This is a genomic window from Halorubrum sp. Atlit-8R (assembly GCF_003666025.1).
In the GTDB taxonomy this organism is placed as follows: domain Archaea; phylum Halobacteriota; class Halobacteria; order Halobacteriales; family Haloferacaceae; genus Halorubrum; species Halorubrum salinarum.
The window spans coordinates 388,256-414,888 of the sequence record NZ_QPLV01000003.1; the positions used below are offsets into that span (position 1 = coordinate 388,256).

General features: G+C 73.4%; 26 protein-coding genes. 10 read left to right on the forward strand and 16 right to left on the reverse strand.

The annotated features are described in order from the left end of the window. The first annotated feature begins 55 nt into the window (after positions 1–55). Positions 56–799 carry a DNA polymerase sliding clamp gene (locus tag DVK05_RS10665; protein WP_004599283.1) on the forward strand — a complete coding sequence of 248 codons (744 nt, stop codon included), beginning with the start codon at positions 56–58 and terminating at the stop codon, positions 797–799. Positions 800–854: 55 nt separating this feature from the next. Here DVK05_RS10665 and DVK05_RS10670 read toward each other — a convergent pair whose 3' ends face one another. The 3 genes from DVK05_RS10670 to DVK05_RS10680 all read right to left on the reverse strand — a co-directional run bounded on the left by DVK05_RS10670 (position 855) and on the right by DVK05_RS10680 (position 4,783). After that, a complete protein-coding gene (locus DVK05_RS10670) occupies positions 855–2,663 on the reverse strand; it encodes a histidine kinase N-terminal 7TM domain-containing protein (RefSeq protein ID WP_121563328.1) in 1,809 nt (602 codons plus the stop codon). 81 nt (positions 2,664–2,744) lie between these two features. Continuing rightward, complete coding sequence (locus tag DVK05_RS10675; protein WP_121563329.1) at positions 2,745–4,154, reverse strand: MFS transporter; 1,410 nt, start codon at positions 4,152–4,154, stop codon at positions 2,745–2,747. A 35-nt stretch (positions 4,155–4,189) separates the two neighbouring features. Then, positions 4,190–4,783 carry a hypothetical protein gene (locus DVK05_RS10680; protein ID WP_121563330.1) on the reverse strand — a complete coding sequence of 198 codons (594 nt, stop codon included), beginning with the start codon at positions 4,781–4,783 and terminating at the stop codon, positions 4,190–4,192. A gap of 107 nt (positions 4,784–4,890) precedes the next feature. Here DVK05_RS10680 and mdh point away from each other — a divergent pair, with 107 nt between their 5' ends. From mdh to DVK05_RS10695, 3 genes are all read left to right on the forward strand, one after another. Beyond that, the gene (gene mdh / locus DVK05_RS10685) at positions 4,891–5,805 is read left to right on the forward strand and encodes a malate dehydrogenase (protein WP_121563331.1); all 915 of its coding nucleotides are present in this window, start codon (positions 4,891–4,893) and stop codon (positions 5,803–5,805) included. Positions 5,806–5,871: 66 nt separating this feature from the next. Next, positions 5,872–6,060 carry a hypothetical protein gene (locus tag DVK05_RS10690; RefSeq protein WP_053770302.1) on the forward strand — a complete coding sequence of 63 codons (189 nt, stop codon included), beginning with the start codon at positions 5,872–5,874 and terminating at the stop codon, positions 6,058–6,060. A gap of 13 nt (positions 6,061–6,073) precedes the next feature. Further along, positions 6,074–6,649: a 2'-5' RNA ligase family protein gene (locus tag DVK05_RS10695; protein WP_121563332.1), complete on the forward strand. Its 576-nt coding sequence runs from the start codon at positions 6,074–6,076 to the stop codon at positions 6,647–6,649. A 10-nt stretch (positions 6,650–6,659) separates the two neighbouring features. Here the strand turns inward: DVK05_RS10695 and DVK05_RS10700 are convergent, their stop codons facing one another. The 3 genes from DVK05_RS10700 to DVK05_RS10710 all read right to left on the reverse strand — a co-directional run bounded on the left by DVK05_RS10700 (position 6,660) and on the right by DVK05_RS10710 (position 10,064). Continuing rightward, positions 6,660–6,914: a hypothetical protein gene (locus DVK05_RS10700; protein WP_121563333.1), complete on the reverse strand. Its 255-nt coding sequence runs from the start codon at positions 6,912–6,914 to the stop codon at positions 6,660–6,662. A 3-nt stretch (positions 6,915–6,917) separates the two neighbouring features. After that, complete coding sequence (locus tag DVK05_RS10705; protein ID WP_121563334.1) at positions 6,918–8,309, reverse strand: cytochrome P450; 1,392 nt, start codon at positions 8,307–8,309, stop codon at positions 6,918–6,920. Between the two features lie 126 nt (positions 8,310–8,435). Next, the gene (locus DVK05_RS10710; RefSeq protein ID WP_121563335.1) at positions 8,436–10,064 is read right to left on the reverse strand and encodes a methyl-accepting chemotaxis protein; all 1,629 of its coding nucleotides are present in this window, start codon (positions 10,062–10,064) and stop codon (positions 8,436–8,438) included. 146 nt (positions 10,065–10,210) lie between these two features. Here DVK05_RS10710 and DVK05_RS10715 point away from each other — a divergent pair, with 146 nt between their 5' ends. Beyond that, positions 10,211–11,977 carry an excinuclease ABC subunit C gene (locus DVK05_RS10715; RefSeq protein ID WP_121563336.1) on the forward strand — a complete coding sequence of 589 codons (1,767 nt, stop codon included), beginning with the start codon at positions 10,211–10,213 and terminating at the stop codon, positions 11,975–11,977. 30 nt (positions 11,978–12,007) lie between these two features. Here the strand turns inward: DVK05_RS10715 and DVK05_RS10720 are convergent, their stop codons facing one another. Together DVK05_RS10720 and DVK05_RS10725 are read right to left on the reverse strand one after the other, a co-directional pair. Further along, positions 12,008–12,652 (reverse strand): helix-turn-helix domain-containing protein, encoded by a 645-nt coding sequence (locus DVK05_RS10720; RefSeq protein ID WP_199712317.1) that lies wholly within the window; start codon positions 12,650–12,652, stop codon positions 12,008–12,010. Positions 12,653–12,864: 212 nt separating this feature from the next. Further along, positions 12,865–13,761: an alpha/beta fold hydrolase gene (locus DVK05_RS10725; RefSeq protein ID WP_121563338.1), complete on the reverse strand. Its 897-nt coding sequence runs from the start codon at positions 13,759–13,761 to the stop codon at positions 12,865–12,867. A gap of 122 nt (positions 13,762–13,883) precedes the next feature. Here DVK05_RS10725 and thpR point away from each other — a divergent pair, with 122 nt between their 5' ends. Continuing rightward, positions 13,884–14,459: an RNA 2',3'-cyclic phosphodiesterase gene (thpR, locus tag DVK05_RS10730; RefSeq protein WP_121563339.1), complete on the forward strand. Its 576-nt coding sequence runs from the start codon at positions 13,884–13,886 to the stop codon at positions 14,457–14,459. 89 nt (positions 14,460–14,548) lie between these two features. Then, positions 14,549–15,955, forward strand: a complete 1,407-nt coding sequence (locus DVK05_RS10735; protein WP_121563340.1) for a HEAT repeat domain-containing protein — start codon at positions 14,549–14,551, stop codon at positions 15,953–15,955. Between the two features lie 41 nt (positions 15,956–15,996). Here the strand turns inward: DVK05_RS10735 and DVK05_RS10740 are convergent, their stop codons facing one another. Both DVK05_RS10740 and DVK05_RS10745 read right to left on the reverse strand, forming a co-directional pair. Further along, on the reverse strand, positions 15,997–16,827 hold the full coding sequence (locus tag DVK05_RS10740; protein WP_121563341.1) for a hypothetical protein: 831 nt from the start codon (positions 16,825–16,827) through the stop codon (positions 15,997–15,999). 89 nt (positions 16,828–16,916) lie between these two features. Then, positions 16,917–18,215 (reverse strand): hemolysin family protein, encoded by a 1,299-nt coding sequence (locus tag DVK05_RS10745; RefSeq protein WP_121563342.1) that lies wholly within the window; start codon positions 18,213–18,215, stop codon positions 16,917–16,919. A 169-nt stretch (positions 18,216–18,384) separates the two neighbouring features. Here DVK05_RS10745 and serA point away from each other — a divergent pair, with 169 nt between their 5' ends. After that, complete coding sequence (gene serA, locus DVK05_RS10750; protein WP_121563343.1) at positions 18,385–19,989, forward strand: phosphoglycerate dehydrogenase; 1,605 nt, start codon at positions 18,385–18,387, stop codon at positions 19,987–19,989. 51 nt (positions 19,990–20,040) lie between these two features. On the opposite strand, the gene DVK05_RS10755 is transcribed toward serA, so the two are convergent. The 5 genes from DVK05_RS10755 to DVK05_RS10775 all read right to left on the reverse strand — a co-directional run bounded on the left by DVK05_RS10755 (position 20,041) and on the right by DVK05_RS10775 (position 24,625). Further along, on the reverse strand, positions 20,041–21,792 hold the full coding sequence (locus DVK05_RS10755) for a histidine kinase N-terminal 7TM domain-containing protein (RefSeq protein ID WP_233559364.1): 1,752 nt from the start codon (positions 21,790–21,792) through the stop codon (positions 20,041–20,043). A gap of 122 nt (positions 21,793–21,914) precedes the next feature. Next, complete coding sequence (thrC, locus tag DVK05_RS10760; RefSeq protein ID WP_121563345.1) at positions 21,915–23,198, reverse strand: threonine synthase; 1,284 nt, start codon at positions 23,196–23,198, stop codon at positions 21,915–21,917. Between the two features lie 107 nt (positions 23,199–23,305). Further along, the gene (locus DVK05_RS10765) at positions 23,306–23,521 is read right to left on the reverse strand and encodes a hypothetical protein (protein ID WP_121563346.1); all 216 of its coding nucleotides are present in this window, start codon (positions 23,519–23,521) and stop codon (positions 23,306–23,308) included. Positions 23,522–23,602: 81 nt separating this feature from the next. Continuing rightward, on the reverse strand, positions 23,603–24,280 hold the full coding sequence (gene upp, locus DVK05_RS10770) for a uracil phosphoribosyltransferase (protein WP_121563347.1): 678 nt from the start codon (positions 24,278–24,280) through the stop codon (positions 23,603–23,605). A 99-nt stretch (positions 24,281–24,379) separates the two neighbouring features. Further along, positions 24,380–24,625: a hypothetical protein gene (locus DVK05_RS10775; protein ID WP_121563348.1), complete on the reverse strand. Its 246-nt coding sequence runs from the start codon at positions 24,623–24,625 to the stop codon at positions 24,380–24,382. A 58-nt stretch (positions 24,626–24,683) separates the two neighbouring features. On the opposite strand from DVK05_RS10775, the gene DVK05_RS10780 reads away from it, so the two are divergent. Together DVK05_RS10780 and DVK05_RS10785 are read left to right on the forward strand one after the other, a co-directional pair. After that, the gene (locus tag DVK05_RS10780; RefSeq protein ID WP_121563349.1) at positions 24,684–25,010 is read left to right on the forward strand and encodes a hypothetical protein; all 327 of its coding nucleotides are present in this window, start codon (positions 24,684–24,686) and stop codon (positions 25,008–25,010) included. 104 nt (positions 25,011–25,114) lie between these two features. Continuing rightward, a complete protein-coding gene (locus DVK05_RS10785) occupies positions 25,115–25,354 on the forward strand; it encodes a hypothetical protein (RefSeq protein WP_121563350.1) in 240 nt (79 codons plus the stop codon). A gap of 30 nt (positions 25,355–25,384) precedes the next feature. Here DVK05_RS10785 and DVK05_RS10790 read toward each other — a convergent pair whose 3' ends face one another. Continuing rightward, positions 25,385–26,632, reverse strand: a complete 1,248-nt coding sequence (locus tag DVK05_RS10790; protein ID WP_121563351.1) for a GTP-binding protein — start codon at positions 26,630–26,632, stop codon at positions 25,385–25,387. Position 26,633: the final 1 nt, after the last annotated feature.

Sequence of the window (26,633 nt, forward strand, 5' to 3'; positions counted from 1 at the left end):
GGTCGCCGCTCCGATCGGGTGCCTTTTTAGGTGATACCGCCCAAGCTGAACGTATATGTTCAAGGCCATCGTGGGCGCGTCGACGTTTCAGGACGCGCTCGATTCGGTGAGCGTGTTGGTCGACGAGTGTAAGATCCGCCTGAACGAGGAGGAGCTCTCCATCCGGGCCGTCGACCCCGCCAACGTCGGCATGGTCGACCTCACGCTGGAGGCGGCCGCGTTCGAGTCGTACGACGCGGACGGCGGCGTCATCGGCGTCAACCTCGCCCGCTTGGAAGACATCGCCGGCATGGCCAACTCCGGCGACCTGATCCACCTCGAACTCGACGAGGAGACCCGCAAGCTCCACATCGAGATCGACGGCCTCTCCTACACCCTCGCGCTCATCGACCCCGACTCGATCCGCCAGGAGCCGGACATCCCGGACCTCGATCTCGCCTCCGAGATCGTCGTCGAGGGCGCCCAGCTCGACCGCGGGATCAAGGCCGCCGACATGGTCTCCGACCACATCCGCCTCCGCGTCGACGAGACCGACGAGGCGTTCTTCATCGAGGCCGAGGGCGACACCGACGACGTGAACCTCAAGCTCGACCGCGAGGACCTCATCGCGCTCACCGCCGGCCCCGCCGACTCGCTGTTCAGCCTCGATTACCTCAAGGACATGAACAAGGCGATCCCCTCCGACGCCGAGGTCACCGTCGAGCTCGGCGAGGAGTTCCCCGTCAAGCTCCACTACGGCTTCGCCGAGGGGCTCGGGAACGTGACATTCATGCTCGCTCCGCGCATTCAGAGCGACTAACGCGCCCGATTTCTGCCGCTTCGGGAGGAACAGCTGTCTCGTTTTCCGACCCGACTCACTCGCCGTCCACGACCGGGATCGACACCGTCACCCGCGTCCCCCGCGGCTCCCGGTCGGCGTACTCCACCTCGGCGCCGACCGCGGCGGCGCCCCACGCGACGACCCACAGCCCCAGCCCGGAGCCGTGTTCGAGGGCGGTCTCCCGCCCGGACTCGACCGCCTCGACCTCGTGGTCCGGGATGCCGGGCCCGTCGTCCGCGACGGTGAGGACGAACCGGGGGTCGTCGCCCCCGGACTCGCCCGTCGCGCCGCCCGCTCGGCGGAGCGAGACGCGCACCCAGGCCCCGCCGTCCTCGCGCTCGGTCCCCTCGCCGTCGTGGTGGGCGACGGCGTTCTCCACGGTGTTCTCGACGACCGCCTCGAGCGCGTCGGGGCGGACGTGCGTCGTCCACTCGTCGGCGGCGGAGTCGGTCTCCGGATCGGGCTCGCCGTCGACCGCGAGTTCGACGACTGCGTCCGGGTCGCGCTCGCGGGCGTCGGCGACGGCCGCGCCGACGAGGTCGCGGACGTCCGTCGCCGCGGCGTCGCTGTCGGCGAGGAGCCGCTCGACGGTGCCCGCCTTCTCGCCGAGGGCGGCCAGCGCGCCGGCGCGCCGCTCGACGGCGTCGGCCATCCGGACCAGCTCCGGGTCGTCGAGGCTGTCGCGGAGGATCTCGCCGTAGCCGTGGACGACGCCGGCGTCGTTGCGGAGGTTGTGCCGGAGGATGCGGTTGAGCACCTCCAGCTGCTGCCGCCGGCGCTCGCGTTCGGTCACGTCCGAGAGGACGACCGTGTACCCGACGTGCGTCCCGTTCGGGTCCGTCAGCCGCGAGACCGACACCGCGTACGTGCGGCGGCCGGCGGCGCCGTCCGGGTCGACCTCGACGGTCTCGCGGGAGCCGTCGTCCGCCTCGGCGCCGTCCGCCCCGTCGCCGACCCGGACGGGCAGGTCGAGGAAGTCGGCGAGGGGGCGGTCGCGGGCGGTCTCGGCGTCGACGCCCAGCACCGTCTCCGCGGCGGGGTTGAGCCGGACGACGCGGCGGTCGAGCGCGAGCGCGACGATCGGGTCCCGGAGGTCGTCGATCGCCGTGCGCTCGGCGGCGCGGCTCGTCGTCGGGTTCCGGTCGAACATCTCCGCGCGGTCGAACGCGTACGCGTCCAGGATCATGTGCGGGACGAACATCACCGGTGCGAGCTGGAGCTGTGGGACCGGGCCGAGCTGGAGCGTCCACGCGACCAGCGCGAACCCGGGCGGCAGCGAGCTCAGGGCGACCGCGGCGCTCTCGCGGCGGTACAGCGGCCCGTAGCTGAGCAGCGTGTCGACGAGGAGGAAGACCGCGCTGGCGACGAGGACGGTCTCGACGGCGACGGTGAGGTACGCCCACGGACCGAACGCGTACGAGACGGTCTCGACGCCGAAGACGGGGGCGCGCGAGAGGTCGGTCCAGAAGGCGCCGTGGAGGGGGTTCGTGGCGACGAGCGCGGACGAGAGGAGGCCGAAGCCGCCGATCGCGCCGAACAGGCGGCTCCGGACCACGTCGCTCCGGCCGGTGTACTCTAAGGCGAAGCCGAGGAAGGCGATCCCGGTCCAGATCACGCCCAGCCACATCGTCGCCTCCAGCGCGGCGCGGACGGCCGGGTCGGCGACCAGCAGGCCGACGCCGTAGGAGACGCACCACGTCGCCTGCGCGGCGAAGACGCCGAGGAACCAGTCGACGCCGGGGCGGCCGCGGTGTTCGCGGATCGCCCACGCGAGCGCGACCGCCCCCGCCCCGCCCGCGAGGGATCCGACGGCGGGCCAGGCGGGGACGAGGTCGAGGGCCATGTGCGAGGTACGACGGCGACGGTGGGCGTAAAACTGTCGTGCGGAGGCGGGACGGCCGCTCGCCGCCGCCTCGACGGGCCCTCACCCGGTCCGTCGCCCGAACGCGACCGCCACGGGCGCGAGGAGCAGCGCGCCGATCAGGAACGGCGACGCGACGGCGACCGTGTACAGCACCGCCATCAGCGGCGGGCCGACGGTCCGCCCGAGGCTCGACGCGCCCTGCGTCACCCCGAAGGCGGCCCCCTGGTCGGCGTCGTCGGCCGACGCGGAGACGAGCGTCGCAAGCGAGACGTTGACGAGGGCGTTGCCGAGCGAGAGCGCCGCGAGCGCGGCGAGCAGCGCGAGCAGGGGGAGCGTGAGCCACCCCGGGCCGCCGAGGGCGACCCCGCCCGCGACCCGGTCGACGAGCCCGGTCGCGGGGATCGCGGCGAGCGCGCCGGCGAGGACGACGGACCCGGCGGCGACGAGCGTCCGCGAGGAGACGACCCGCGAGAGCCGACCGACGACGACGCCCTGGTTCACCGCGCCGAGGACGCCGACGTAGGTGAGCAGGAACGCCGCGGCCGTCGCGTCGTAGCCGAACGCGTCCGCGACGTACGGGATGAACATCACCTGGACGCCCGCGAACGCGACGGCGACGACGAAGTACGCGACCGTCAGCGGCCGGAGCGACGCGGACGCGAGCGCGTCGCGGAACTGGCCGATCGCGGTGGTGCGGGCGCCCGCCGCGTCACCCGCGGGCCGCGTCCGCGCCGGCTCTTCGAGGAGGAGGAACCCGACGGCGACCGCGAGGAGGCTCATCCCCGCCGCCGCGAAGCTCGGCAGGGAGTACGGCGTCGCCGGGACGAACGGGGGGAAGAGGGCGTCGGCGCGGGCCACCACGGCGTCGGCGGCGAGCAGGCCGCCGATCGCCGGCCCGAAGACGAACCCGAGCGCGAACGACGCACCGACGAGGCCGAGCGCGCCCGCCCGCCGGTCGCGGGGCGTGATGTCGGCGACGTACGCCTGCGCGGCGGCGATGTTGCCGCCCATCGCGCCGGCGAGCGTGCGGGAGGAGAAAAGCACCGCGAGCGCGGCGACGGGGCCGAAGCGCGCGCCCGCCGAGCCGGCGTAGCCGAACGTCACCCACGCGACGGCGGCGGCCGCGAGCGACGCGAGGAGGACGGGACGACGCCCGATCCGGTCGGAGAGCCGGCCGAGCGTGGGCGCCGCGACGAACTGCGCGAGCGAGTAGGAGGCCGCGAGCAGCCCGATGAAGGCGTCGCTGACGCCGAACGACCGGACGTAGAAGGGGAGGATGGGGATCACGATCCCGAAGCCGACGAGGTCGATGAACACGACGCCGATCACGACGGCGAGCGCGCGGCGGGGATTGGCGACGGCCGGGGGGCGGTCGGCGCCGTCGCCGTCGGGGGCGTCGGCGTCGGCGTCACTGACGGCGGCCGCGTCGGGGTCCGCGGTCGGCGCGGCGCCGGCTTCCGGGTGTGTCACGGTGGCGAGAGGTCGCGGGGCGACTTAAATCGGCGCTACAGGTGCCGCTCGATGACGCGCTTCGCGGCCTGGCCCTTCTCCTTCCAGCCGTACCCCTCGTCGTACACGTGGCGCTTGGCGTCGACGAGCTCTCCCGGCGTCGACTCCTCGAAGCCGCCGCGGTCCCACGCCCCCGACTCGCGGAGCCACTCGATCACGTTCTCGCGGGTCTCGGGCCACGAGAGGCCGACCATCTCGTACCACGCCACCATCGCGAAGACGGCGTTGTCGTGACAGCCCGGCACGGAGCCGTGCTGGTAGACGGTGCGCATCGGCTCGCGGGTGGGCTCGGAGACGCGCTCTTTGAACTCCGCGGCCGTGAGCAGGCGGAGCCGGTCGCCGTCCTCGACGACGCGCTGGTCGCGGCGGAGCGCGCCGAGCGCGGCCTTGTGGAGCCCGCCCCAGTCGGCGGGGACCGCGTCCCGCAGCGCCGCCTCCGAGAGGCCGTCGGGCTCGGCGGACAGCACCGAGAGGAGGTCCGTGTAGGCCTTCTCGACGGTCGGCCAGCTCACGCCCTCGAACTCGCAGTCGGCGTCGTGGAGGCTGTTCGTCGTCCGACAGCCCGGACACGGGTAGCGGAACGTCGGCACGAAACGAGGGTTCGACGCCGCGGGAGTTAGGGGTTTCGCGACGGCGCTCGCGGACGTTGGGGGGTTCCGAAACGTTTACTCGCCGCCCGGTCGCGGATCAAGACGGTATGACAAAGGTCAGCGTTATCGGTGCGGCGGGGACCGTCGGAGCCGCGGCGGGCTACAACCTCGCGTTACGCGACGTGGTCGACGAGCTCGTCTTCGTCGACATCCCGGACCAGCGCGAGACGACGATCGGACAGGCCGCCGACGCGAACCACGGCGTCGCCTACGACTCGAACACGACCGTCCGACAGGGGGAGTACGAGGACACCGCCGGGTCGGACGTCGTCGTCATCACGGCCGGCATCCCGCGGAAGGAGGGGCAGACCCGCATCGACCTGGCCGGCGACAACGCGCCGATCATGGAGGACATCGGGTCGTCGATCGCCGAGCACAACGACGACTTCTTCACCGTCACCACGTCGAACCCGGTCGACCTCCTCAACCGCCACCTCTACGAGGCGGGCGACCGCGACCGCCACAAAGTGGTCGGCTTCGGCGGCCGGCTCGACTCCGCGCGCTTCCGGTACGTCCTCTCCGAGCGCTTCGACGCGCCCGTCAAGAACGTCGAGGCGACGATCCTCGGCGAGCACGGCGACGCGCAGGCGCCGGTCTTCTCGAAGGTGCGCGTCGACGGCCGCGACCCGTCGTTCGACGCCGACGAGAAGGAGGAGATCCTCGCGGACCTCCAGGAGTCCGCGATGGACGTGATCAGCCGGAAGGGCGCCACGCAGTGGGGGCCCGCCACCGGCGTCGCCCACACGGTCGAGGCCATCCTCAACGACACCGGCGAGGTGCTCCCGTGCTCGGTCGTCCTCGACGGCGAGTACGGCTACGACGACACCGCGCTCGGCGTGCCCGCGAAGCTGGGCTCGAACGGCGTCGAGGAGGTCGTCGAGTGGGACCTCGACGAGTACGAGGCCGAGCTGCTCGACGAGGCCGCCGAGAAGCTCTCCGAGCAGTACGAGAAGATCGCGTAGGGCCGTCCGCGGCGATCGGCCGCCGACACCCACCGGATTTTTACCGCTGCCGCGTCGCCTCGGAGCATGAACCGCGCCGAGATCGACACCGACGACCTGCTGAAGGTCGTGTTACTGCTCGTCGTCGTGTGGCTTCTCCTGGAGATCGTCGGGACCGTCCTGGAGGTCGCCTTCTGGTTGCTCGACGCGCTCCCGACGCTTATCGGGATCGCGCTCGTCGTCGTGATCGCCTTGCACCTCACCGATCGGATCTGAGGCGCCCGCCGACGTGTTCAGCCTCAACGTCCCGCTGCCGCCCGGCGTCGACCGCCTCGCGGCCGATCTCCACCCGAAACTGAAGGGCTTCGACACCGTCCGGGAGCGCCGCACCCTCGTCTGTAAGCGGTTCGGCGTCGCGGACGTGCGGGACGGGGAGCGCGACGCGAGCGAGGGAGGCGGGCGGGAGAGGAGTCGAGAGACACCGCCCCGCGAAGAAGCTCTCGACCGCCTGCGCGAGCGGCTTCGCCGGCCGCTCGCCGGCGTCGACCCCTTCGAGGTCGCCGTGACCGGGATCGACGTCTTCGACGCCCCGCGGTCGGGATCGCGGCCGGTCGTCTACCTGACCGTCGAGAGTGACGGACTGGATCGGCTCCACCGGCGGCTCTGCGCGGCGTTCGGGCCGGTGGAGGGAATCGAGGGCGACGACTACGTGCCGCACGTCACGCTGGCGCGGGGCGGGAACCCGGAGCCGGGCGCCGTCGCCGACCTCGTCGACGCCGCGTTCGACCCGATCCGGTGGCGGGTCCACGCGCTCGACGTGTGGGACCCGGAGTTCCGAGAGGTCGCGGCGAGCGTGGAGCTGTAGCGTCGCGCAGTCACGCGCGGTCGGTCGGCGTTACGTCGGCGTCGGCCGTCCCGTCGTCGTTCGGCTCCTCGATCGCGTGGTGCGGTCCCACCGGGCCGTGGGTGGGACAGACGCCGGCGATGGGGGTCGCGTTGAGACAGCAGGCGCGCCGTCCGCTCGCGACGAGGCCCCGCGAGAGGGGCTCGCCGCAGCGGGCGCAGTAGGCGTCGGCCTCGCCGTCGGGGGTCGCCTCGGCCTCGGGGGGCTCCTCGTCGGCGCCGGCCATCCCTCAGCGCTCGCGGATCCGCATCGGCACCGGGTGGTTCGGGTGCATCGTCAGCGACCCGCGTAAGGAGAGGTCCGGCCCCTCGTAGTCGAGGTCGAACCGCGAGCAGACCGTCGCGAGGATGATCTTCGCCTCCAGCAGCGAGAACGCCTTCCCGATACAGTGGCGCGGGCCGCCGCCGAACGGGAAGAACGCGAACCGGGGGCGCTCGCTCCGGCGCTCCGGGGTCCAGCGGTCCGGGTCGAACGCCTCGGGGTTGTCGTACCAGCGCCCGGACCGGTGGATCGCCCACTGCGACACCATCAGCGCGGAGCCCTCGGGGATGCGGTACCCCCCGAGCTTCACGTCGAGCTTCGGCTCGCGGAACAGCGTGTACACCGGCGGGTAGAGCCGCATCGACTCGTTGAGGGCGCGCTCGGTGTAGTCCATGTCGCGGACGGCGGCCGCGGTCAGGGGGCCGTCAGCCGTCGCCTCCCGGGCCTCGGCCGCGACGCGGTCGCGGGCCTCGGGGTGGTCCGAGAGGAGGTAGAACGCGTACGTCAACGCGAGCGCGGTGGTGTCGTGGCCGGCGAGCAGCATCGTCACCAGCTCGTCGCGGAGGTTCTCGTCGGTCTGCTCGCCGCGGTCGCGGGCGCGGAGCAGGACGGAGAGCAGGTCCATCGGGAGGTCGGCGTCGGGGTCGCCCGGCGGCCCGCGGACGCCGGTGCCGTCGGGGCCGGCGGGGTCGACGCTCGGGTCGCGCTCCGTGCCGCGGCGGCGGGCGACGATGTCGTCGATCACCGATTCGAGCGTGTCGATGGCGGCGTCGAACTCGCGGTTCTCGCGGGTCGGCAGCCAGTCCGGGATCAGGTACCGGCGGGGGTCCGGCTCGAACCGGGCGCCGAGCGGTTCGAGGTTCTCCTGAACCGTCTTCACCTCCTCGTCGGAGATGTCCGCGCCGAACATCGCCGTGACGATGATCTTCACGGTGAGCCGCGCAAGCTCCAGCTGGATGTCGACGACGTCGCCGTCCTCCCAGTCGGCGACGTGCGACTCGGCGTGGTCGGCCATCACGCCCGCGAGCGCGCCGATCCGGCGGTTGTGGAAGGCGGGGTTCGCGAGCTGACGCTGGCGCTTCCACGTGTCGCCCTCGCTCAGCAGGAGGCCGTCGCCGAGGAGCGTGTCCATCGCGTCGTCGAACTGCGGCTTGCGGTAGCGCTCGGCGTCCGCGACGAGGACGCGCTCGACGTCGGCGGGGTTCGTGAGCAGGTACGTCTCTCGCGGGCCGAGGTCGAGCCGCACCACGTCGCCGTAGCTGTCGGCGCAGGCGCGCAGGAAGCCGAACGGGTCGTCAGCGAACTGGCGACCGTTCCCGAAGAGGGGGTCGCCGAGCGGTCCGGGCGGCGTAACGGACATACGATTTCTGGGGGTTGAGCGGGGTTAAACGTTCGGCGGAGGGGGAGGGAACGCGGAAGAAAGACGCGGGAACGAGACGCGGAGAATGAAACGCGGGGAGAGCGGGGGCGCGGCGTCGGCGGGCCGTTACCGCGCGTCGAGGCGCTCGACGCGGGCGATCAGCTCGTCGACGGCCGCCTCCTGCTCGTCGGTGGCGTCGACGATGCGCTCGGTCGCGTCCTCGGTGCGGTCGGAGCGCTCGCGGACCGCCTCCAAAGAGGAGGTGAGCTCCTCGACGGTCGCGGCCTGGTCGTCGGTGGTCCGCGCGACCTCCGCGACGCCCGCGGCCGCCTCGTCGACGGCGTCGGCGATCTCTTCGAGGGAGTCGAGCACCGTCTCGATCTCGGTGCCCGCGTCCTCGATGCGCTCGTGGGAGCGCTCGACGGCGGTCGTCGTCTCCGCGGACTGCGCCTGGAGCTTGTCGAGGCTCTCCGTGATCTCCTCGGTGTAGCCGCGGGTCTCGTCGGCGAGCTTCTTCACCTCCTCGGCGACGACCGCGAAGCCGTCGCCGCCCTCGCCGGCGCGGGCGGCCTCGATGTTGGCGTTCAACGCGAGCAAGTTCGTCTGCTCGGCCACGTCGGAGATGACCTCGATGACCTCCTCGATGTCGTCCATGCGCTCGGAGAGCGCGCCGACGCTCTCGACCAGCTCGTCGCCGATCTCGACGACGTCCTCGGTCGCCTCGCGGGCGTCCTCGCTGGCGTCGAGGCCCTCGTCGGCCGCCTCGCTCGCGGCGACGGCCGCGGAGTCGACCTGGTCGGCGGTGGCGGCGACCTCCTCCATCCCGGCGGAGAAGGACTGCATCTCCGAGACGCTCTCCTCGAGGAGCTCGTTCTGCTCGTCGACGTTCTCCGCGATGTCGGCGGCCGCGGCGCTCGCCTCCTCGACGGTCGCGTCGAGGTCGCGGGCCTGCTCGTGGACGCTGGAGGAGAGCTGGTCGAGGTTGTCGGCCATCCGGTTGACGACGTCGACGACGCGGACAAGGTCGCCGTCGAGGTGATCGAAGGAGTCGCGGTGGCCCGCGCGGGCGTCGAGGTTCCCCTCGCCGATCGCCTCGGCGGTCTCGCGGACCTCCGCGACCAGCTCGCTCGTCGCGTCGCGCTCGTTCACCGTCTCCGTCCGGTCGATGACGACCTCGGTCACGCCGACGAGCTCGCCGTCGTCGTACAGCGCGGTCGCCGTGAACTCGATGTGGCGCTCCTCGCCGTGCCGGTCGACCATCGTGCTGGCGTCGCGGTAGCGGTCGCGCGCGGAGTCGCACGGCTCGACGCCGTACACCTCGTCGGCGTTCGACGGGGCGTCGAGGACCTTGTCCGCGAGCGTGTCGGCCCGGCGGCCGTCGGGGTAGAACAGCTCGGAGACGTGGCCGTGCCCGACCGCCTCGTCGCGGTCGACGCCGGTGAGCGTCGCGATCGACTCGTTCCACTCGGCGACGTTCCCGTCGCAGTCGAGGATGAACGTCGGGATGCTGGTGGCGTTGAACACCTGCTCGAAGCCGGCGCCGGCGAGCGTCGCCGCGCGGTCCACGCCGTCCTCTTCGGTGACCGAGTGGTCGGCGTCGCCCCCGTCGTCGGCGCCGATCTGACTCCTGTCGGCCCCCGTCTCGTCGGTCGATCCGGCCGGCTCGCCCTCGACGACGACGCCCCCGTCGGGAACCGACCGGGAATCGCTCCCCCACCCGAGTGCGTTCCGCAGGCGCTCGCGAAGTCTACTCATGTCTACGTCACCGTCTCCCAAGCGCCATCATAAAGCGTCCGTCCCGATATTCGATTCTGATAACTTCGGGCGGCCGGCGGCGCGGCGGCGAGGACCGCGCCCCGCAGCGTTCAATGGCGTCGGGCGGCTACGGCGATCCGAGACCGATGGATGCCGACGCGGTACGCGAGCGGGCCCGCGACCTCCCGACGGAGCCGGGGGTCTACCAGTTCCGGGCGGGCGAGGCGACGCTGTACGTCGGGAAGGCGCTCAACCTCCGCGACCGGGTGCGGTCGTACGCGGACCCGCGCTCGGGGCGGATCCGGGGGATGGTCGAGCGCGCCGACCGGATCGAGTTCGCGGTCACCGACACGGAGACGCAGGCGCTGCTCCTGGAGGCGAACCTCATCAAGCGGCTCCGGCCGCGGTACAACGTCCGGCTGAAGGACGACAAGTCGTACCCGCTGGTCGCCTTCTCTGACCACGAGGTGCCCCGCATCGAGGTGACCCGCGACCCCGAGGCGGGCGCGGTCGCGTACGGCCCCTTCACCGACGTGGGGCGCGTCGAGACCGTGGTGAAGGCGGTCCGCGACGAGTACCGGCTGCGCGGCTGCTCGGACCACAAGTACGAGGGCCGCGACCGGCCTTGCCTCGACTACGAGATGGGGATCTGCTCGGCGCCGTGTACGGGCGAGATCGACCCCGATGACTACGCCGAGGACGTGGCCGCCGCGCGGCGCTTCTTCGAGGGCGAGACCGGCGTCCTCGCCGACCCCCTCCGCCGCCGGATGGAGGCGGCCGCCGAGGCGAACGAGTTCGAGCGCGCCGCGAACCTCCGGGACCGGCTGGAGGCCGTCGAGGCGTTCCACGGCGAGGGCGGCGAGGCCGTCAGCGACCGCAGCGACGACCGCACCGTCGACGTGCTGGCGGCCGCCGTCGAGGGCGACACGGCCCGGGTGGCCCGGCTCCACAGCGAGCGGGGCCAGCTCGTCGACCGGAGCCGGCACCGGCTGGACGCCGCGGCGGTCGAGGACGCGGAGGGCGGCCCCTCGTCCGCCGACGCCAACACCCCGGCCGCCGTCCTCGCGGCGTTCCTCGCGCAGTACTACGCCGAGCGGGAGTTCCCGGACGCGGTCCTCCTCGCCGAGCGGCCCGCCGACCCGGACGTGGTCGACTGGCTGGAGGGCGAGGGGGTCGCGGTCCGCGTGCCGGGGGCCGGCCGCGAGGCGAAGCTGGTCGAACTCGCGCTGAAGAACGCCCGGAAGCGCGGCGGCCGCGACGACCCCGTGGGCGCGCTCGGCGAGCGGCTCGGGATCGCCCGCCCCGAGCGGATCGAGGGGTTCGACGTGAGCCACGCGCAGGGGACCGCAGTGGTCGGCTCCGACGTGTGCTTCGTCGACGGGAGCGCGGAGACGGCCGACTACCGCCGGAAGAAGCTGACCGAGCGCAACGACGACTACGCGAACATGCGCGAGCTGGTCCGGTGGCGCGCCGAGCGCGCGCTCGACGGCTCGGACGACCGCCCCGACCCCGACCTCCTCCTCATCGACGGCGGCGACGGACAGCTGGGGGCCGCCCGCGACGCGCTCGCGGAGACGGGGTGGGACGTGCCCGTCGTCGCCCTCGCGAAGGCGGAGGAGCTGGTCGTCACCCCGACCGGGACCCGCCGGTGGGACGACGACGCGCCCGAGCTCCACCTCCTCCAGCGCGTGCGCGACGAGGCGCACCGCTTCGCGGTCGCGTACCACCAGACCGTCCGCGACGAGGTGGCGACCGTCCTCGACGACGTGCCCGGCGTCGGCCCCGAGACGCGCCGCCGGCTCCTGCGCCGGTTCGGCTCGGTGGAGAACGTCCGCGAGGCCTCCCGGGAAGACCTCATCGACGTGGACGGCGTCGGCGACGCGACCGCGGACACGCTCCACGAGCGGCTGTAAACGCGGGTCTCTCTTTCGCGGCGGACCCGATCACTCCGACTCGACGGCGCGCTCGACGACCGCCGCCTCCGCCTTGCGGAGCAGTTCCCCGGCCGTGCTCGTCGCGCAGTCGAGCGCGGCCGCGACGTCCGCGACGGTGCCCTCGCGGGGCACCTCGTAGTAACCCGCCGAGACCGCCGCCTCCAGCGCCGCGCGCTGTCGGTCGGTCAGCCGGGAGGGGGTCGCCCGGCGCTCGAACTCCTGGACCCGCTCGATGGTGAGGTCGGCGAGGCCGGCGAGGTCGTCGTGGAAGCCGCTGAGCGCCGCCGTCGCGCCCGCCGCCTCGAACCGCACGTCGCCGTCCTCGCGGAAGACGACCGGCGGGAGGAAGATCACCCGCGACGACGCGACGGTGTCGAGGAGCGCCGCCGGGAACTCGTAGTCGTCCTGTCGGAGGAAGGCGTAGGTCCCGCCCGCGCCGCGCACGAGGCTGCGCGCGACCAGCGAGTCGAGCGCCTCGACGGCGGCGGTCGTCGCGTCGCGGTCGCCGTCGAACCAGAGCAGCGTCGTCGCGTCCGCCGTCGGACTCCACATCAGCAGCTCGGCGCGAGAGATCGGCGACTCGCCGACGATCGATCGGTGGAGGGGGTGACGGAGCCGCTCCGGGTAGGCGGCCGAGAACCGGATCCGTTTCATTCGGCGATCGCTCGCCGTTCGGCGCTCCCACACATCAATCCGCATGGTTCGGCACGGGTTCTGGACAGGTTCGAGAAGCGGTGCGGGTGGAAGCGGTCAGCGGGAACGCGGAGCGGACTGAAGCGGTCAGCGGGAACACGGGATGGGTGGGAGGGGTCAGCGGGAACCTGGAGGGCCAAAGCGGTCAGCGGGCATTCGGAGGGCCGAAGCGGTCAGCGGGAACGCGCCAGCACCTCGGGGGTGGCCCGGAGGAAGGTTCCGAGGTGGTCCGCGCCGTCGAGGGTGCGGAGGTCGGCCGTCGGGAGCGCCTCGGCCAGTCGCCGGGCCCCGGCTATCGGGACGTTGGCGTCGGCCGTCCCGTGCCACAGGCGCACCGGGACGTCGACCGCGTCGAGGTCGATTCCCCAGTCGTCCCCCGCGTCGCGGAACTCGGTGACCGCGCCGCTCCGGTGGCGCTCGAACGCCGCGAGGAAGTCCGATTTCACCGTCGCCGCGGCGTCGGCGGGGACGGCGTCCGCGTCCGCGGCGTACTGCCCGACCACGAACGACGGGTCCGCCCGGTCCGCGAGCCACGCCTGTCCGCGGAACAGCGCCCCGAGGACCGAGGGCGTCGCGGACGCGAGACCGGTCAGCAACCGCTGTACCGCCGGCGCGTCGTCGGTGAGGGAGGGCGGCGTCGCCCCGGCGACGAGGTCGACGCCGGTGACCCGCTCACCCAGCGTCGCCGCCGTCGAGAGGGCGTAGGGAGCCCCGCCGGAGAACGCGGCGAGCGGCGCGCGCTCGACGCCCGCGTCGTCCAAGACGGGCCGCACGGACGCCGCGGCGTCGGCGATCGTCCGGTCCGGCTTCGGCGATGACCGACCGCAACCGGGCCTGTCGGGCGCGATGACGCGGACGTCGTTCGCCCGCGCCGACGGTTCGAGGAGCGCCCCCAGTCGGCGTGACCCGGGCGTCCCGTGGAGGAAGACGAGCGGGTCGCCGGTCGGCGGGCCGTACGTCGCGTACGCGATCCGGCGGCCGTCGTCGGTCCGGACGACGCTCGGTGCTCGACGCTCCAGGACCCGAGGCTCCGGGGTCGATTCCGGCCGCGCGGAGTCGGTGGTGGCCATCGGTGTCGAGTACGACCGCGCCGCTGGTGGGACTGGTGCCGGACTGATACGGGAGTATTTACGTGTCGCTCGCCGGCCCGGCCCCAAGTCGTATCCGTCCCTCGGTCGATCCCTCGACCGAGATGCGCGCGTTCTTCGCCGTCGACCTCCCGGACGCCCTCGCGCCCGCCGTCGCGGACGCGCAGGCCCCGTTCGCCGACGCGCCCGGCGTCAACCCGGTCGACCCCGAACAGGCGCACGTGACGCTGAAGTTCCTCGGCGAAATCGGCGGCCGCGACGACGGGGGCGACCCCCCGCTCGACGACGTGATCGCGGCCGGCGAGCGCGCCGTCGACCGCGCGGGCGTCGCCCCGTTCGAGGCCGAGGTCGCGGGGCTCGGCGTCTTCCCGAACCGGGAGTACGTCTCCGTCGCCTGGGCCGGGGTCGAGCGCGGCGGCGACGCCCTCGCCGCGCTCCACGAGGCGCTCGAAGCGGAGGCGACCGCGCTCGAGGTCGACCCGGCCGATCACGACTTCACGCCGCACGTCACGCTGGCGAGGGTGGAGACCGCGGCCGGGGCCGACGCGGTCCGCGACGCGCTCGACGCGGACGGCCCGGCGATCGGGTCGTTCTCGGTCGGCGAGATCCGGCTGGTGGAGTCGAGGCTGACCGCGTCCGGCCCGGAGTACCGCATCGTCCGGGATTTCGAGCTCGGCTGACACGGACTGCTCGCGCCCCGGCCGCGGATTCTCACTGGTGATAGCCGCGGGCGTACGTTTAACATACCGGTTCGGTGAACTGTTCGTAGATGGACGACGCGTCGCGAACGGGGGAGCGCGCCGGGGCGGAGGACAGCGGCGGCGCCGGGCGAGACCGCCGCGACGACGGCGGGCCGGCGGCGGTGACGCGGCTCAATCCGCGGCGGTTCGACGCGGCCACGCGGCGCGAGGCGGCCGAGGCGCTCGGGAACCCCTCGGCGTCGATGAGCGCGGACGAGGGGCGGATCGTCGACGCCCTGTTCGAGACCGCCCTCGACGACCCCGACGACGCCGTCCGCGCCGCGGCGATCGAGTCGCTGTACTTCCACGGCGACGACCACGTCGACCGGGTGGCGAGGCGGATCGCCGAGCGCGGGGCCGCGGGCGACGCGGACGGCGAGGGGAGCGACGCGGGAGCGGACGCGGTCGCCGCGTTCTCCCGCTGGCTGGACCGCGACCGGGCCGCGTACCGCATGGTCGCCGCGACGGGGCTGGCCGCCGCGGGGGGCGAGGGCGCCGCGCCGCGGCTCCGCGAGGCGTTCGACGACGACGACGCGCGGGTCCGCGCCCGGGCCGTCAGCGGGTACGCCCGGGCGGGCGGCGAGGCGGTCGAGGCGGTCCGGCCGCTGGTGACAGAACCGAACGAGCTCGTGCGCGGCGCCGCGGTGGACGCCCTCGTCGCGATGGACACCGACGACGCGGTCGAGCTGCTGGCGCGCGCCGCGCGGCGCGGGAGCGAGCGGCTCCGGCTCGCCGTCGTCGACGGGCTGGCGGACCTCGACCGGCGCGACGCGGCCGGCGTGCTGCTCGGGTCGCTGCGGGACCCCTCGGAGCGGGTGCGCCGGGCGGCCGCGGCGTCGATCGCCGCCGTGATCGCCGAGGCGGGCGCCGTGCCCGCGGGCGACGTCCGCGACCGGCTCCTGAGCGAGCGCCCCTTCGAGGCCGACGGGCTCCTCGCGTCGTTTCGCGCGGTCGCCGCGGAGCGGACCGCGGCCGACCGAGCGGGGGCGGACGGGCGGACGGGCGGAGGGCCGCCGGACCGCGTCGGGGCGGACGCGCGCCGACACGCGGCGTGGCTGTACTGCGAGCTCCTCGAGGCCGCGGACCCGGCCGCTGCCGACCGGTCGGCCGCGGTCGAGTGGCTGATCGACGCGCTCGACCACCGCGACCGCCTGGTGGCGGACCTCGCCGCCGCGTACCTGCCCCGGGTCGTCTCGGCGGATGCTGCCGACGCGGGGCGCCCCGACGGCCCCGCCGAACCTCCGCTCGGCCTCGACGTGGAGCGGGAGCTCCGGGCGCTCGCGAGCGACGGGAGCGCCGCCGAGGCCGCCAGGGAACGCGCCCGCGCCGTGCTGCGGCGGTTCAAGCGGTCGGTCGTCGAGACGGCCGCGGACCGGCACGTCGAGTACGTGTACGTCCGCTGGCCCGCGGACTACACGGAGCGCTACGAGGAGTAGGCCGCGGCGGACCGAGGCCGGTCGGCGGCCGCCGCCGGCGGTCAGGGCCGCCGGACGAACCGCCCGTCGTCGACGGCGACGGTCAGGTCGATCGTCTCGTCGAGGAGGTTCAGGACGGTGGCGACGTTGCGGTCCGCGTCGGCGTCGACGTACAGCTGTAACACCCCGCCGGCGTCGGCGAGGCGCGCGGCGAGCATCCGGACGAACTCGACCGCGCGCTCGACGTCGAAGGCGGCGACGATCTGGTGGAAGACACTCACTTCGAGCGACACGCGCTCGCCGGGCTCGTGGTTGGCGTCGAGGATGCGCGAGACGGTCTCGCCCACCTCGTCGGGCGAGAGCCGCGGGTCGAGCTCGACGATCTCGATGTCGACGCCCTCGAAGTCGACGTCGGGCGTCGCCTCGAAGTCGTACTCGCCGGTCGAGACGATCACCGTCCGGCGGGGCCACGAGGCGAGCCGCTCGTCGAGCGCGCGGACCAGCCGCTCCGGCGTGGGGGTCACGGCCACCGCGATCCCGGCCGCGTCGTGGAAGTGCGCCCGGAGCGCGTCGGCCTCGTCGTCGGTCGCCGCCGCGTCGACCCGGACGACGCCGTCCCAGCCGATCCGGTCCGCCACGTGGACCCCGTCTTCGATCCGGTCGACCACGTGGTCGTGGAGGTGCGACTTGAACTCGGCGACGGCCCCGTCGGTGTCGTAGGCGGTCTTGGCCGTGGCGCAGTACGGGCAGTTCCAGCTCACGCGGAAGTCGGACTTCGAGAGCGCGTCGGAGTGGTGCGCGAGCAGGTGCGACCCCGTCACCTCGGCCATCGCCGACCGCTCCCGCGTCCACGCGACGAACCCACATCGGCCACACGCCCAGCGGCTCACCATGATCGGAAACTACCACCCGAGACCCGTCGGAGACACATGTATGTTGGGTTACGTGTGCGCGGTTGCCGCGTGGGCCGACTCGGCGACGGTCACGCCGTCTCGGCCGCCCCGCCGTCGGGCGCGTCCAGCGCGAACCCGTTCTCGTCCGCGTGTTCCACCCGGACGCGCGTGACCCGCGTCGCGGTCGCCCCGGTGACGGCGAGCGTGACGGCGCCGACGGCGACGCGGTCGCCCTCCCGGGGCAGCCGCCCGAGCTGTCGGGTGACGAGCCCCGCGACGGTCTCGGCGCCCGCGTCCGCGGGGAGCGCGAGCCCGAGCGTCTCGTTGAGGTGCGAGACGGTCGTCCAGCCGCGGACGACCGCCGCGTCGGGCGCGACGACGGCGACGGCGTCGGTCTCCCACCGCCCGACCAGCTCGCCGACGACCTCCTCGAAGAGGTCCTCCAGCGTCGCGATCCCGACGACCGCCCCGTGCTCGTCGACGACGATCACCATCCGCGCCTCGCTGGCGCGCATCTCCGCGAACAGCTCGTCGAGGGGCTTCGTCTCGGGGACGAACGTCGCCTCGCTCAGCGCGCTCGCGAGGTCGGCGCCCGTCTCGTCGGCGCGGATCGCGTCGCGGACGTCGACGATGCCGACCACGTCGTCGCGGTTCTCGCCGTAGACGGGCATCCGGGTGACGCCCTCGCTCGCGGCCGTCGAGAGCGCGTCCGACGGCGTCGCCGTCCGCGGGAGCGAGACCACGTCGGTGCGGGGGACCATCACCGCGGCGACGGTCGTGGACTCTAAATCGAGGACGCCGCGGATCATCGCGCCCTCGTCGGGGTCGAGCGCGCCCGCGGCCTCGCCGGACCGCACGAGGGTCGCGATCTCCTCGCGGGTGAGGTACGACTCGATGTCCGACTCGCCGCCCGTGACCCGGTTGACGATCCCCGACAGCGCCTCGAACACGTACAGCACCGGCCGGAGCACGCGCTGGATCGCGACGACGATCCGCGAGACGCGGAGCGCGTGCCTCTCGGCGTTCGCGACCGCGTACGACTTCGGCGCGATCTCGCCGAAGACGATGACGAACACCGAGGTGACGAGCGTCGACCCCGTGGCGGCCTGGCCGCCGGAGAAGCCGAACCGGACGAACACCGCGGTCGCGACCGACGCGGCCGCGATGTTGGCGACGTTGTTGCTCACGAGCGCCGTGACGAGGAACCGGTGCGAGTCGTCGCGCAGCGCCGACAGCGCCCGGGCGCCCGGGGCGTCCGTCGCGACGAGCGATTCGATCCGGTGGGTGGGCACGGAGAACACCGCGAGCTCGGAACTGGAGAAGAAGGCGCTCACGGCGGTCAACGCGAGGATGGCGCCGACGCCGACGAACGCGATCGTGAGGTCCATACCGTCCCATGCGGGCGGGTATAAAAGGGAGTACCGACGCGAGAGGTACCCACGAACGCGCATTCTCCACCGGAAACGCAGGGGTCGATACCCACGTGCGCGGATCCGTCCGGCGGCAAAACGGCGCGATGAGGAAAGCGTTAACCCCGCGCCGCGGGTGCGTTTCGGCATGAAGGTACTCGTGACCGACCCCATCGCGGACGCGGGGTTGGACCGACTCAGAGACGCCGGCCACGAGGTCGTCACCGACTACGAGGCCGAGGGCGAGGCGCTGCTCGACGCCGTCGCCGACGCCAACGCGCTGATCGTGCGGTCCGGGACCGACGTGAGCGAGGCCGTCTTCGAGGCCGCGAGCGACCTGGTCATCGTCGGCCGCGCCGGCATCGGCGTCGACAACATCGACATCGAGGCCGCCACCGACCACGGCGTCATCGTCGCGAACGCGCCCGAGGGGAACGTCCGCGCCGCCGCCGAGCACACCGTCGCGATGACGTTCGCCGTCGCGCGCTCGATCCCGCAGGCGCACGGCCGCCTCGTCGGCGGCGAGTGGGCGAAAGGCGAGTTCCTCGGCACCGAGGTGAACAACAAGACGCTCACCATCGTCGGCCTCGGCCGCGTCGGCCAGGAGGTCGCCAAGCGCCTCGACTCGCTCGGGATGGACCTGGTCGTCTACGACCCGTACATCTCCGAGGAGCGCGCCGACCGGATGGGCGCCGAGCTCGTCGAGGACCTCCACGACGCGCTCGCCGCCGGCGACTTCGCGACGATCCACACCCCGCTGCTCCCCGAGACCGAGGGGATGATCGGCGAGGACGAGCTGGCCCAGCTGGAGGGCGGCTACCTGATCAACTGCGCGCGCGGCGGCATCGTCGACGAGGACGCGCTCGCCGCGGCGGTCGACGACGGCGTCCTTGCGGGCGCCGCGCTCGACTCCTTCGCGGAGGAGCCGCTGCCCGAGGACTCGCCGCTGCTCGACGTCGAGGAGATCGTCTTGACGCCCCATCTCGGCGCCTCGACGGAGGCCGCCCAGGAGAACGTCGCGGTCGACACCGCGGAGGCGGTGCTGGCGGCGTTCAACGACGAGCCGGTGCTGACCGCGCTCAACGCGCCCTCCGTCGACGAGAGCGCCTTCCCCCGGATCGAGCCGTACATCGACGTGGCCGAGACCGCCGGGAAGGTCGCCGCCCAGCTGCTCGACGGCCGGATCACCGAGGTCGAGGCGACCTACGAGGGCGACATCGCCGCGGAGGACGTGGACCTCGTCACCGCGAGCGCGCTGAAGGGCGTCTTCGAGCCGCTGGAGTGGCAGGTGAACGCCGTGAACGCGCCGCGGCTCGCCGAGGAGCGCGGCATCGAGGTGACGGAGTCGAAGACCCGACAGACGGACGACTTCCAGAGCCTCGTCCGCGTCACCGTGCGCAACGGCGACGACGAGATCGCGGTCGAGGGGACGCTGTTCGCGGGCGAGGACGCCCGAATCGTCCGGATCGACGGATTCCGCGTCGACGCCGTCCCGTACGGCCACATGCTCGTCGCGCGCAACACCGACGAGCCCGGCGTCATCGGGCTCATCGGCACCGTCCTCGGCGACCACGGCGTGAACATCGCCGGGATGTTCAACGGCCGCGAGACGCAGGGCGGGGAGGCGCTCACCGTCTACAACCTCGACTCGGCGGTCCCCGACGCCGCGATCGAGGAGCTGCTGGCGGACGACCGTGTCGTGGAGATCACCGAGATCACGCTGGACGGCGCCGACGAGCGCGCCGACGAGTAGAACCGAGCAGACCGACGCGCCGGCGAGCGGGAACCGGCGCGGCCGGGCCGCTCACTCCTCCGCCGCGAGCGCCCCGGACGGCGCGACGAGGTCGTCCGGGTCGGCGACGACCGGCGCCGCGACCTCCTCGACCGGCCGGGCGCCGAACCCGACGACGAACGCCGCGCCGTCGCCGACGGCCGCCGTCTCCCCGTCGAGCGCGGCGTCCGCCTCGCCCCGGCCCCGCCCGGCGACGACGGTCCAGCCGTGCGACGCCGCGAGCGTCGCGACGGACGCGAGCCCGATCCCGGTGCCGTCGTCCGCGGTCGTGTAGCCGCGCTCGAAGACGCGGTCGCGCTCCGACGGGGGGACCCCGGGGCCGTCGTCGACGACCGCGAAGCCCCCGTCGAGCGCGACGGCGGTCACGGTCGGGTCGGTGCCGGCGTGGACCGCCGCGTTCCGGAAGAGGTTCTCCAAGACGCTCCGGACCGCGGCCTCGTCCGCGGCGTACGACCCGTCGCCCGCGAGCGCCAGCGTCGCGGTCCCCGTCTCCGCGGTCCGCCACGCGTCCTCGGCCAGCGCCGCGAACGAGAACGGCTCGGCGTCCGCGTCGGGGTCCGGGTGGTCGACCGCCGCGAGCGTCTCGTCGACGATCTCGAACATCCGGGCGTGGGCGCCCTCGACGCGCTCGATCGCCGCCTCGTCGCCCGCGGTCGCGAGGTCGGTGAACCCGTCCGCGACCGCCAGCGGGTTCTTCAGGTCGTGCGCCAGCGCGTGCGTCAGGGTCTGGAGCCGGTCGTTCGCCACTTCGAGGTCACGCCGGTTGCGCTCCGAGTCGGTCACGTCGCGCAACAGGAGCACCGTCCCCTGCGACCGGTTGCCGAGCGTCGGGAGCGGGACGGCCGACAGCGAGACGAACCGCGTCTCCCCGTCGACCTCGACGGAGAGCGGCTCGTCGGGGGCCTGGCCGCGGCGGTACGCGGCGTGGACCTCCGGGGCGCTCGCCAGCGCGTCCGCGGCCGCGGCGCCGACCGCGACGTCGTCGCCGAGCCACGCGCGCGCCGCCGGGTTCGTGTCCGCGATCCGGCCGCTCCGGTCGACGACGACGATCGGGTCCGGGACGGCCTCCAGGGTCACCCGGCGGGCGACCGGGGTCACGCCGAGCGTCCGGCCCCAGCGGACCGCGACCGTGAACGCGACGCCCGTGAGCACGAAGAGGAGCTCGGGCCGGAACGCGGGGCCGCCGCCGAGGACGACGTACTGCGCGGCCCACGGCGCCCCGGCGCCGACGAGCAGCAGCCCCGCGGAGACGCGGAACGCGGGCGCCGAGTCGTACACGCCGTACGCCAGCGTGGCGAACGTCGCGGCGAGCAGCACCTGCGAGTAGAGCCACCCCGCCCACCACGCCGGGCCGAGCTCCCGGACCAGCACCGTCTCGGAGCCGTACGCGGCGAGGTCGGTGCCGGTCCGCACCAGCCCGTGGTAGTCGTTCGTCCAGCTCAGCAGCGTCAGCGCGGCGAGCGGGGCGGCCAGCGCGAGGATCCGGCGCCGCGAGACCCACGCGTCGTACCCGAGGTAGGAGGCGACGAACGCGACGGCCGCGACCGGCGTGACGGCGGTCGCGGGGTACTGGACGTTGAGCCAGAACAGCTTCCCCGCCTCCGTCGACGCGACGGCCTCGCCGAACAGCGCCGCGGACCACCACGCGATGGCGCACATGAACGCCGTCGCGGCGAGGCCGCCGGGCTCGTCGCGGTGGTCGAACGCGACCGCGGCGGCGCCGGCCGCCACGGCCGCCGCGAGCGCGGCGACCGGCGCCGTCATCGAAACGTCTACCAATTCGTTTGTTGTAGCGCTGCCCGATATTTAATACAAACCGTGTCGGCCGTACGTCCGAGCGGCGGGGCGCCGAGAGGTCGGCGAGGGCGGGGGTCGTCGCGGGGGACTCAGTCGCCGAGGTGCTCGACGACGGCGTCGACGTCGTTCGGGACGGGTTCGGGCTCGCCGCCGGCCTCGTAGGCGGCGTCGGGGTCCTTCAGGAGGTGCCCGGTGGTGAGGCAGACGACCCGCTCGTCGTCGCCGACGACGCCCGAGCGGCGGAGCTTCTTGAGGCCCGCGAGGCTCGCCGCGGAGGCCGGTTCGACGCCGACCCCCTCGGCGGCGAGGTGACGCTGGGCGGCGGTGATCTCCGGGTCGCTGACGGCAACCGCGGTGCCGCCGGTGTTGCGGATCCCCGGGATCGCCTTCGGCGCGTTGACCGGGTTGCCGATGCGGATAGCGGTCGCGCGCGTCTCGACCTCCTCCCAGCGCCGGATCTCGTCGTTCCCCTCCTCGATCGCCTCGACCATCGGGGCGGCCCCCTCAGCCTGGACGCCGGTGAGCTTGGGGACCTCGTCGACGTCGAGCGCGCCCGCCTGGACGAGCTCGCGGAACCCCTTGTACAGCGCCGAGGTGTTGCCCGCGTTGCCGACGGGGAGGACGATCCGGTCCGGGAACGCGCCGTAGTCGGCGTAGAACTCCTCTAAGATCTCGAAGCCGATCGTCTTCTGTCCCTCCAGGCGGAACGGGTTCAGCGAGTTGAGCAGGTACGCCTCGCCGCGGGCGGCCAGCGCCTGGACGATGTCGAGGCAGGCGTCGAAGTTGCCGTCGACCTCCAGGATGCGGGCGCCGTGGAGGCTCGCCTGCGCCACCTTGCCGGCGGCGACCTTCCCCGCGGGGAGGAGGACGAGCGTCTGCATGTCGCCGCGGCCGCCGTACGCGGCGAGCGCGGCCGAGGTGTTGCCGGTGGACGCGCAGGCGAGCGCGCCGACGCCCAGCTCCTTCGCGACGCGGACGCCGACCGTCATCCCGCGGTCCTTGAACGAGCCCGTGGGGTTCATCCCCTCGTGTTTGATCCGGAGCGCGTCGACGCCCACGGCCTCCTCGATGCGCGGGACGCGGTGGAGGGGGGTGTCGCCCTCGGGGAGCGTGACGCCGAGGTCGAAGGGGAGCGCCTCGCGGTAGCGCCAGACGCCGCGCTCGGGGCCGTCGGTCGACGCGCCCGACCCGAACTCGTCGAACGTCGGCGGGTCGTCGTACCGCACTTCGAGCAGGCCGTCGCACTCGTCGCAGGTGTACCGGACGTCCTCGAAGGGGGCGAACGTCTCGTCGCAGTCGATACACGCGAGCCACGTCCCGTCGGCGGCGCAGTCGGGCGCCGCCGGGGCCGGGGCGTCGATGGCGAGATCCATTACCACGGGGTCCGTCCCGCCGACGCTTAAGCCGGCCGGTCGGAACGGACGTTGCCGGCCGGAGCGAAGGTGTTCGGCCGTCCCGCTCGGGGCGACCGCCGTGGGGGTCAGTCGACGATGATCTCGGAGGTGTCGTCGCCCTCGTCGCCGCCGGAGCCGAGGCGGTCCTGGTAGCGCTGGATCCAGTCGGCGAAGCAGTCGGGGCAGAGCCGCTGGGTGTCGATGTTCGCCCGGTCGACGCTCAGCCGGACGGTGCGCGCGAGCGCGTCCGTGGTGGGGTCGCCGCAGGCGTCGCAGGGCTCGGTCGTCGGCGCGTCGCTCATGTCGTACCGGTCGCGGCGGCGGCTCTTAAAAGTACGTCGACGGGAGCGGGGCTCGGGGCGGCGACGCGCCCGCCGCGGGCCTCACACCGTGCGGAACGCCCGGTCGCCGGCGTCGCCGAGGCCGGGGACGATGAACCCGTCGTCGTCGAGGCGGTCGTCGATGGCGACCGTCAGGAGGTCCGCCTCGGGGACGGCCTCGCTCACGCGGACGAGGCCGGCGGGCGCGGAGACCGCCGACAGCACGAACAGGTCCTCGAAGTCCTCGGCCTCGTCGAGGACGTGGTCGAGGACGGCGACCATCGTCGAGCCCGTCGCGAGCATCGGGTCCGCGACGATCACGGTGTCGTCCGGTCGGATCTCGGGGAGCTTCACGTAGTCGACGGTGATCGGGAACTCGCCGTCCTCGGTCATCCCGGCCTCCTCGTCGCGGCCGGCGGAGATGACGCCCTGCTTCGCGCGGGGGAACGCCTTCAGGAGCCCCTCGACGAACGGGGTCGCGGCCCGGAGGACGTTGATGATCACCACGTCGTCGAGGCCCTTCACGCGCTCGCCCGTGGTCTCCTCCAGCGGGGTCTCGACGGGGACGTACTCGGTCTCCATCGCGCCGTCGATGATCTCGTAGCCGCAGATGCGGCCGAGCTTCACCAGCCCCTTGCGGAACGCGACCTGCTCCGTCTCGGCGTCGCGCAGCCGCGAGAGGGTGTCCGTCGCCAGCGCGTGCGTGATGAGGTACGCGTCGTCGCGGTCTTCGATCGTCATTGGTCGGAACCGCGGCCGGAACGGTCTTAAAACGTGGCGTGTCGGCCGCTCGACGGGTGACGGCCGGTACCGAGAGCCGCCGGCCGAACCGCCCGACCGCTACCGGAGCACGGCGACGTACGTCACGGCGAAGAGGATCAGCGCCAGCGTCGCGACGTTGCGCGCCGACAGCGTCGCCGCGCCGAGGAAGTCGAGCCCCCAGACGACCATCCACGCGAACCACGCCGAGAGCACGGCGTTCATCGCGAGCAACACCTTCGGGTCCCCCGAGGAGCGCTCGACCCCCTCGCGGATCCCGGGGCCCTCCTCGTCGTCTCCCCCGTCGACGCTCTCCTCGGCGCTCATACGCCGACTGGCGGGTGTGCGCCACTTAGCTCTTGTCCGTCCGGGACGTACGGCGGCCATGGTCGCAGCGCCCCGCCCCCGCAACCGCCGCGGCGAGCCGATAGACCCGGTCCCGTTCCTCGTGACGACCGGGCTCGCGTTCACGCTCGTCTTCTCGTTCGGGCCGCTGTACGGGCTCGCCTACGGGCTGTCGCTCCCCCTCGCGCTCGCGGCCTCCGCGGTCGGGTTCGCCGGGGTCGCGCTGGTCGCGCACCGGCAGCTGGTCCGGTCGGCGCCGCCGGTCGACGCCGGCCCGCTCCCCTCCGGACAGCGGTTCGAGCGGCTGCTGTACGCCGGGGTGGGGCTGGGCGTCGCGTTCCTCGCGCTCACGCTGCCGCTGCTGTGACGGGGCAGCGGGGCCGAGCGGGGGGATTCGGGACCGCGAGACGGCTGTGCGACTCGATCGCACGACACCGGGAGACTAAGACGATCGATGCGGATAATTAAGGCATGGGGATCTTCGACACGGTGACCGACGCGCTCGCGGGCTCGACGCAGCGGGCGCCAAGCACCGCGGGCGACGACGGCTCCGAGGGGGCGTACTGGTGCGACGACTGCGGCGTCCGCGTCCGCGACGTCGACGTGGACGACGAGGGGCTCGACCGCGACGCCGAGGGGACGCCGACCTGTCCCGACTGCGGCGACGCGATGCGATTCGAGCGCGCGACCGGGAGCGGCTGCGCCTGCTGAGCGGCGGAACGACCCCGGTTGCGAACGATTCTACGGCTCTCGGAGCGCGACCTCGTCGCCCTGCTCGGCGGGGAAGGGCGCGGGGTCGACCGCGGCCGGGTCGTCGCCGACGCCCGGGTCGCCGAGCTCCGCGAGTTCGGCGTCGGTCAGCAGCGCGTCGTCGAACCGCGAGACGAGGGCGTCCGCGTCGAACTCGGTGCCGATGACGACGTACTCCGTCCGGCGGTCGCCGCGCTCGTCGTCCCAGTCGAGGTCGGGGCGGTTCGCGCGGAGCATGTCCCGCTCGACCGCCGGGACGCTCGCGATCCACGGGCCGAGCGCGGTGACGCGGACCGAGCGCCCCGCCTGCCCGACCTGCTGGCGCTGGTCGGTGCCCGCGACCCACAGCGTCCCCTTCGAGCGGACCACGCCCGCCGGGAGGTCGCGGAGGACGGCGGCGATCCGGTCGGGGTGGAACGGGCGCCGGCGGCGGTAGGTGAAGGAGGTGACGCCGTACACCTCGTCGGGGTGGCGGTGGTCGTGGCCGCCGTCGTCGTGTCCGTCCTCGTGGTGGTCGTCCGCGAGCGCGCGCTTCCAGCCGGGGAGGTCGCCGAGCGCGCGCTCGTCGAACAGGCCGACGTCGAGGATCCGGTCCGGGTCGACCGCGGAGAACTCCGTGACGACCGTCTCCGCGTCGGGCTGGAGCGCCCCGACGAGGTCGACCGCCTCGTCGAGCTCCGCCTCGGTACAGAGGTCCGCCTTGTTACACACCACGAGGTTCGACACCTCGACCTGCTCGACGAGGAGGTCGGAGAGCGGCCGGTCGGCGTCCTCGCCGCCGGCGTCCGGGTCGACGCGGCGCTCGGGCGCCTCGTCGCCGGCGAACGCGTCGAGGAACTGGCGGGTGTCGATCACCGTCACCAGCGCGTCGACGCGGTACCGGGCCGCCGCGCGCGACTCGGTCGTGAACAGCCGCGCGACGGGCGCCGGCTCGGAGATGCCCGACGACTCCACGACGAGGGCGTCGAAGGAGCGCTCGTTGGCGAGCCGCACCACGGCGCTCTCGAGGTCGTCCTGGAGCTCGCAGCAGATACAGCCGTTCGACAGCTCCGTGACGCCCTCGACGCCGACCTCGGACTCCTCGGCGATCAGGTCCGCGTCGACGTTCACGTCGCCCATGTCGTTGACGAGGACCGCGACGTCGCGCTCGCCGGCGTTCCGGAGCAGGTGGTTCAACAGCGTCGTCTTGCCCGCGCCGAGTCCCCCCGAGAGCACGGTCACCGGGATGCGGTCGTCCATA

Excerpts from the sequence above, each read along its gene's own strand:
- DVK05_RS10745 (WP_121563342.1), bottom strand. The coding sequence starts at position 18,215 with ATGGACCTCACGATCGCGTTCGTCGGCGTCGGCGCCATCCTCGCGTTG.
- DVK05_RS10705 (WP_121563334.1), bottom strand. The coding sequence starts at position 8,309 with ATGTCCGTTACGCCGCCCGGACCGCTCGGCGACCCCCTCTTCGGGAAC.
- DVK05_RS10715 (WP_121563336.1), top strand. The coding sequence starts at position 10,211 with ATGGATGCCGACGCGGTACGCGAGCGGGCCCGCGACCTCCCGACGGAG.
- DVK05_RS10790 (WP_121563351.1), bottom strand. The coding sequence starts at position 26,632 with ATGGACGACCGCATCCCGGTGACCGTGCTCTCGGGGGGACTCGGCGCG.
- thrC (WP_121563345.1), bottom strand. The coding sequence starts at position 23,198 with ATGGATCTCGCCATCGACGCCCCGGCCCCGGCGGCGCCCGACTGCGCC.
- DVK05_RS10740 (WP_121563341.1), bottom strand. The coding sequence starts at position 16,827 with ATGGTGAGCCGCTGGGCGTGTGGCCGATGTGGGTTCGTCGCGTGGACG.
- upp (WP_121563347.1), bottom strand. The coding sequence starts at position 24,280 with ATGACGATCGAAGACCGCGACGACGCGTACCTCATCACGCACGCGCTG.
- DVK05_RS10690 (WP_053770302.1), top strand. The coding sequence starts at position 5,872 with ATGAACCGCGCCGAGATCGACACCGACGACCTGCTGAAGGTCGTGTTA.
- thpR (WP_121563339.1), top strand. The coding sequence starts at position 13,884 with ATGCGCGCGTTCTTCGCCGTCGACCTCCCGGACGCCCTCGCGCCCGCC.
- serA (WP_121563343.1), top strand. The coding sequence starts at position 18,385 with ATGAAGGTACTCGTGACCGACCCCATCGCGGACGCGGGGTTGGACCGA.
- DVK05_RS10765 (WP_121563346.1), bottom strand. The coding sequence starts at position 23,521 with ATGAGCGACGCGCCGACGACCGAGCCCTGCGACGCCTGCGGCGACCCC.
- DVK05_RS10785 (WP_121563350.1), top strand. The coding sequence starts at position 25,115 with ATGGGGATCTTCGACACGGTGACCGACGCGCTCGCGGGCTCGACGCAG.
- DVK05_RS10670 (WP_121563328.1), bottom strand. The coding sequence starts at position 2,663 with ATGGCCCTCGACCTCGTCCCCGCCTGGCCCGCCGTCGGATCCCTCGCG.
- DVK05_RS10710 (WP_121563335.1), bottom strand. The coding sequence starts at position 10,064 with ATGAGTAGACTTCGCGAGCGCCTGCGGAACGCACTCGGGTGGGGGAGC.
- DVK05_RS10720 (WP_199712317.1), bottom strand. The coding sequence starts at position 12,652 with ATGAAACGGATCCGGTTCTCGGCCGCCTACCCGGAGCGGCTCCGTCAC.
- DVK05_RS10775 (WP_121563348.1), bottom strand. The coding sequence starts at position 24,625 with ATGAGCGCCGAGGAGAGCGTCGACGGGGGAGACGACGAGGAGGGCCCC.
- DVK05_RS10700 (WP_121563333.1), bottom strand. The coding sequence starts at position 6,914 with ATGGCCGGCGCCGACGAGGAGCCCCCCGAGGCCGAGGCGACCCCCGAC.
- DVK05_RS10665 (WP_004599283.1), top strand. The coding sequence starts at position 56 with ATGTTCAAGGCCATCGTGGGCGCGTCGACGTTTCAGGACGCGCTCGAT.
- DVK05_RS10735 (WP_121563340.1), top strand. The coding sequence starts at position 14,549 with ATGGACGACGCGTCGCGAACGGGGGAGCGCGCCGGGGCGGAGGACAGC.
- mdh (WP_121563331.1), top strand. The coding sequence starts at position 4,891 with ATGACAAAGGTCAGCGTTATCGGTGCGGCGGGGACCGTCGGAGCCGCG.
- DVK05_RS10780 (WP_121563349.1), top strand. The coding sequence starts at position 24,684 with ATGGTCGCAGCGCCCCGCCCCCGCAACCGCCGCGGCGAGCCGATAGAC.
- DVK05_RS10725 (WP_121563338.1), bottom strand. The coding sequence starts at position 13,761 with ATGGCCACCACCGACTCCGCGCGGCCGGAATCGACCCCGGAGCCTCGG.
- DVK05_RS10755 (WP_233559364.1), bottom strand. The coding sequence starts at position 21,792 with ATGACGGCGCCGGTCGCCGCGCTCGCGGCGGCCGTGGCGGCCGGCGCC.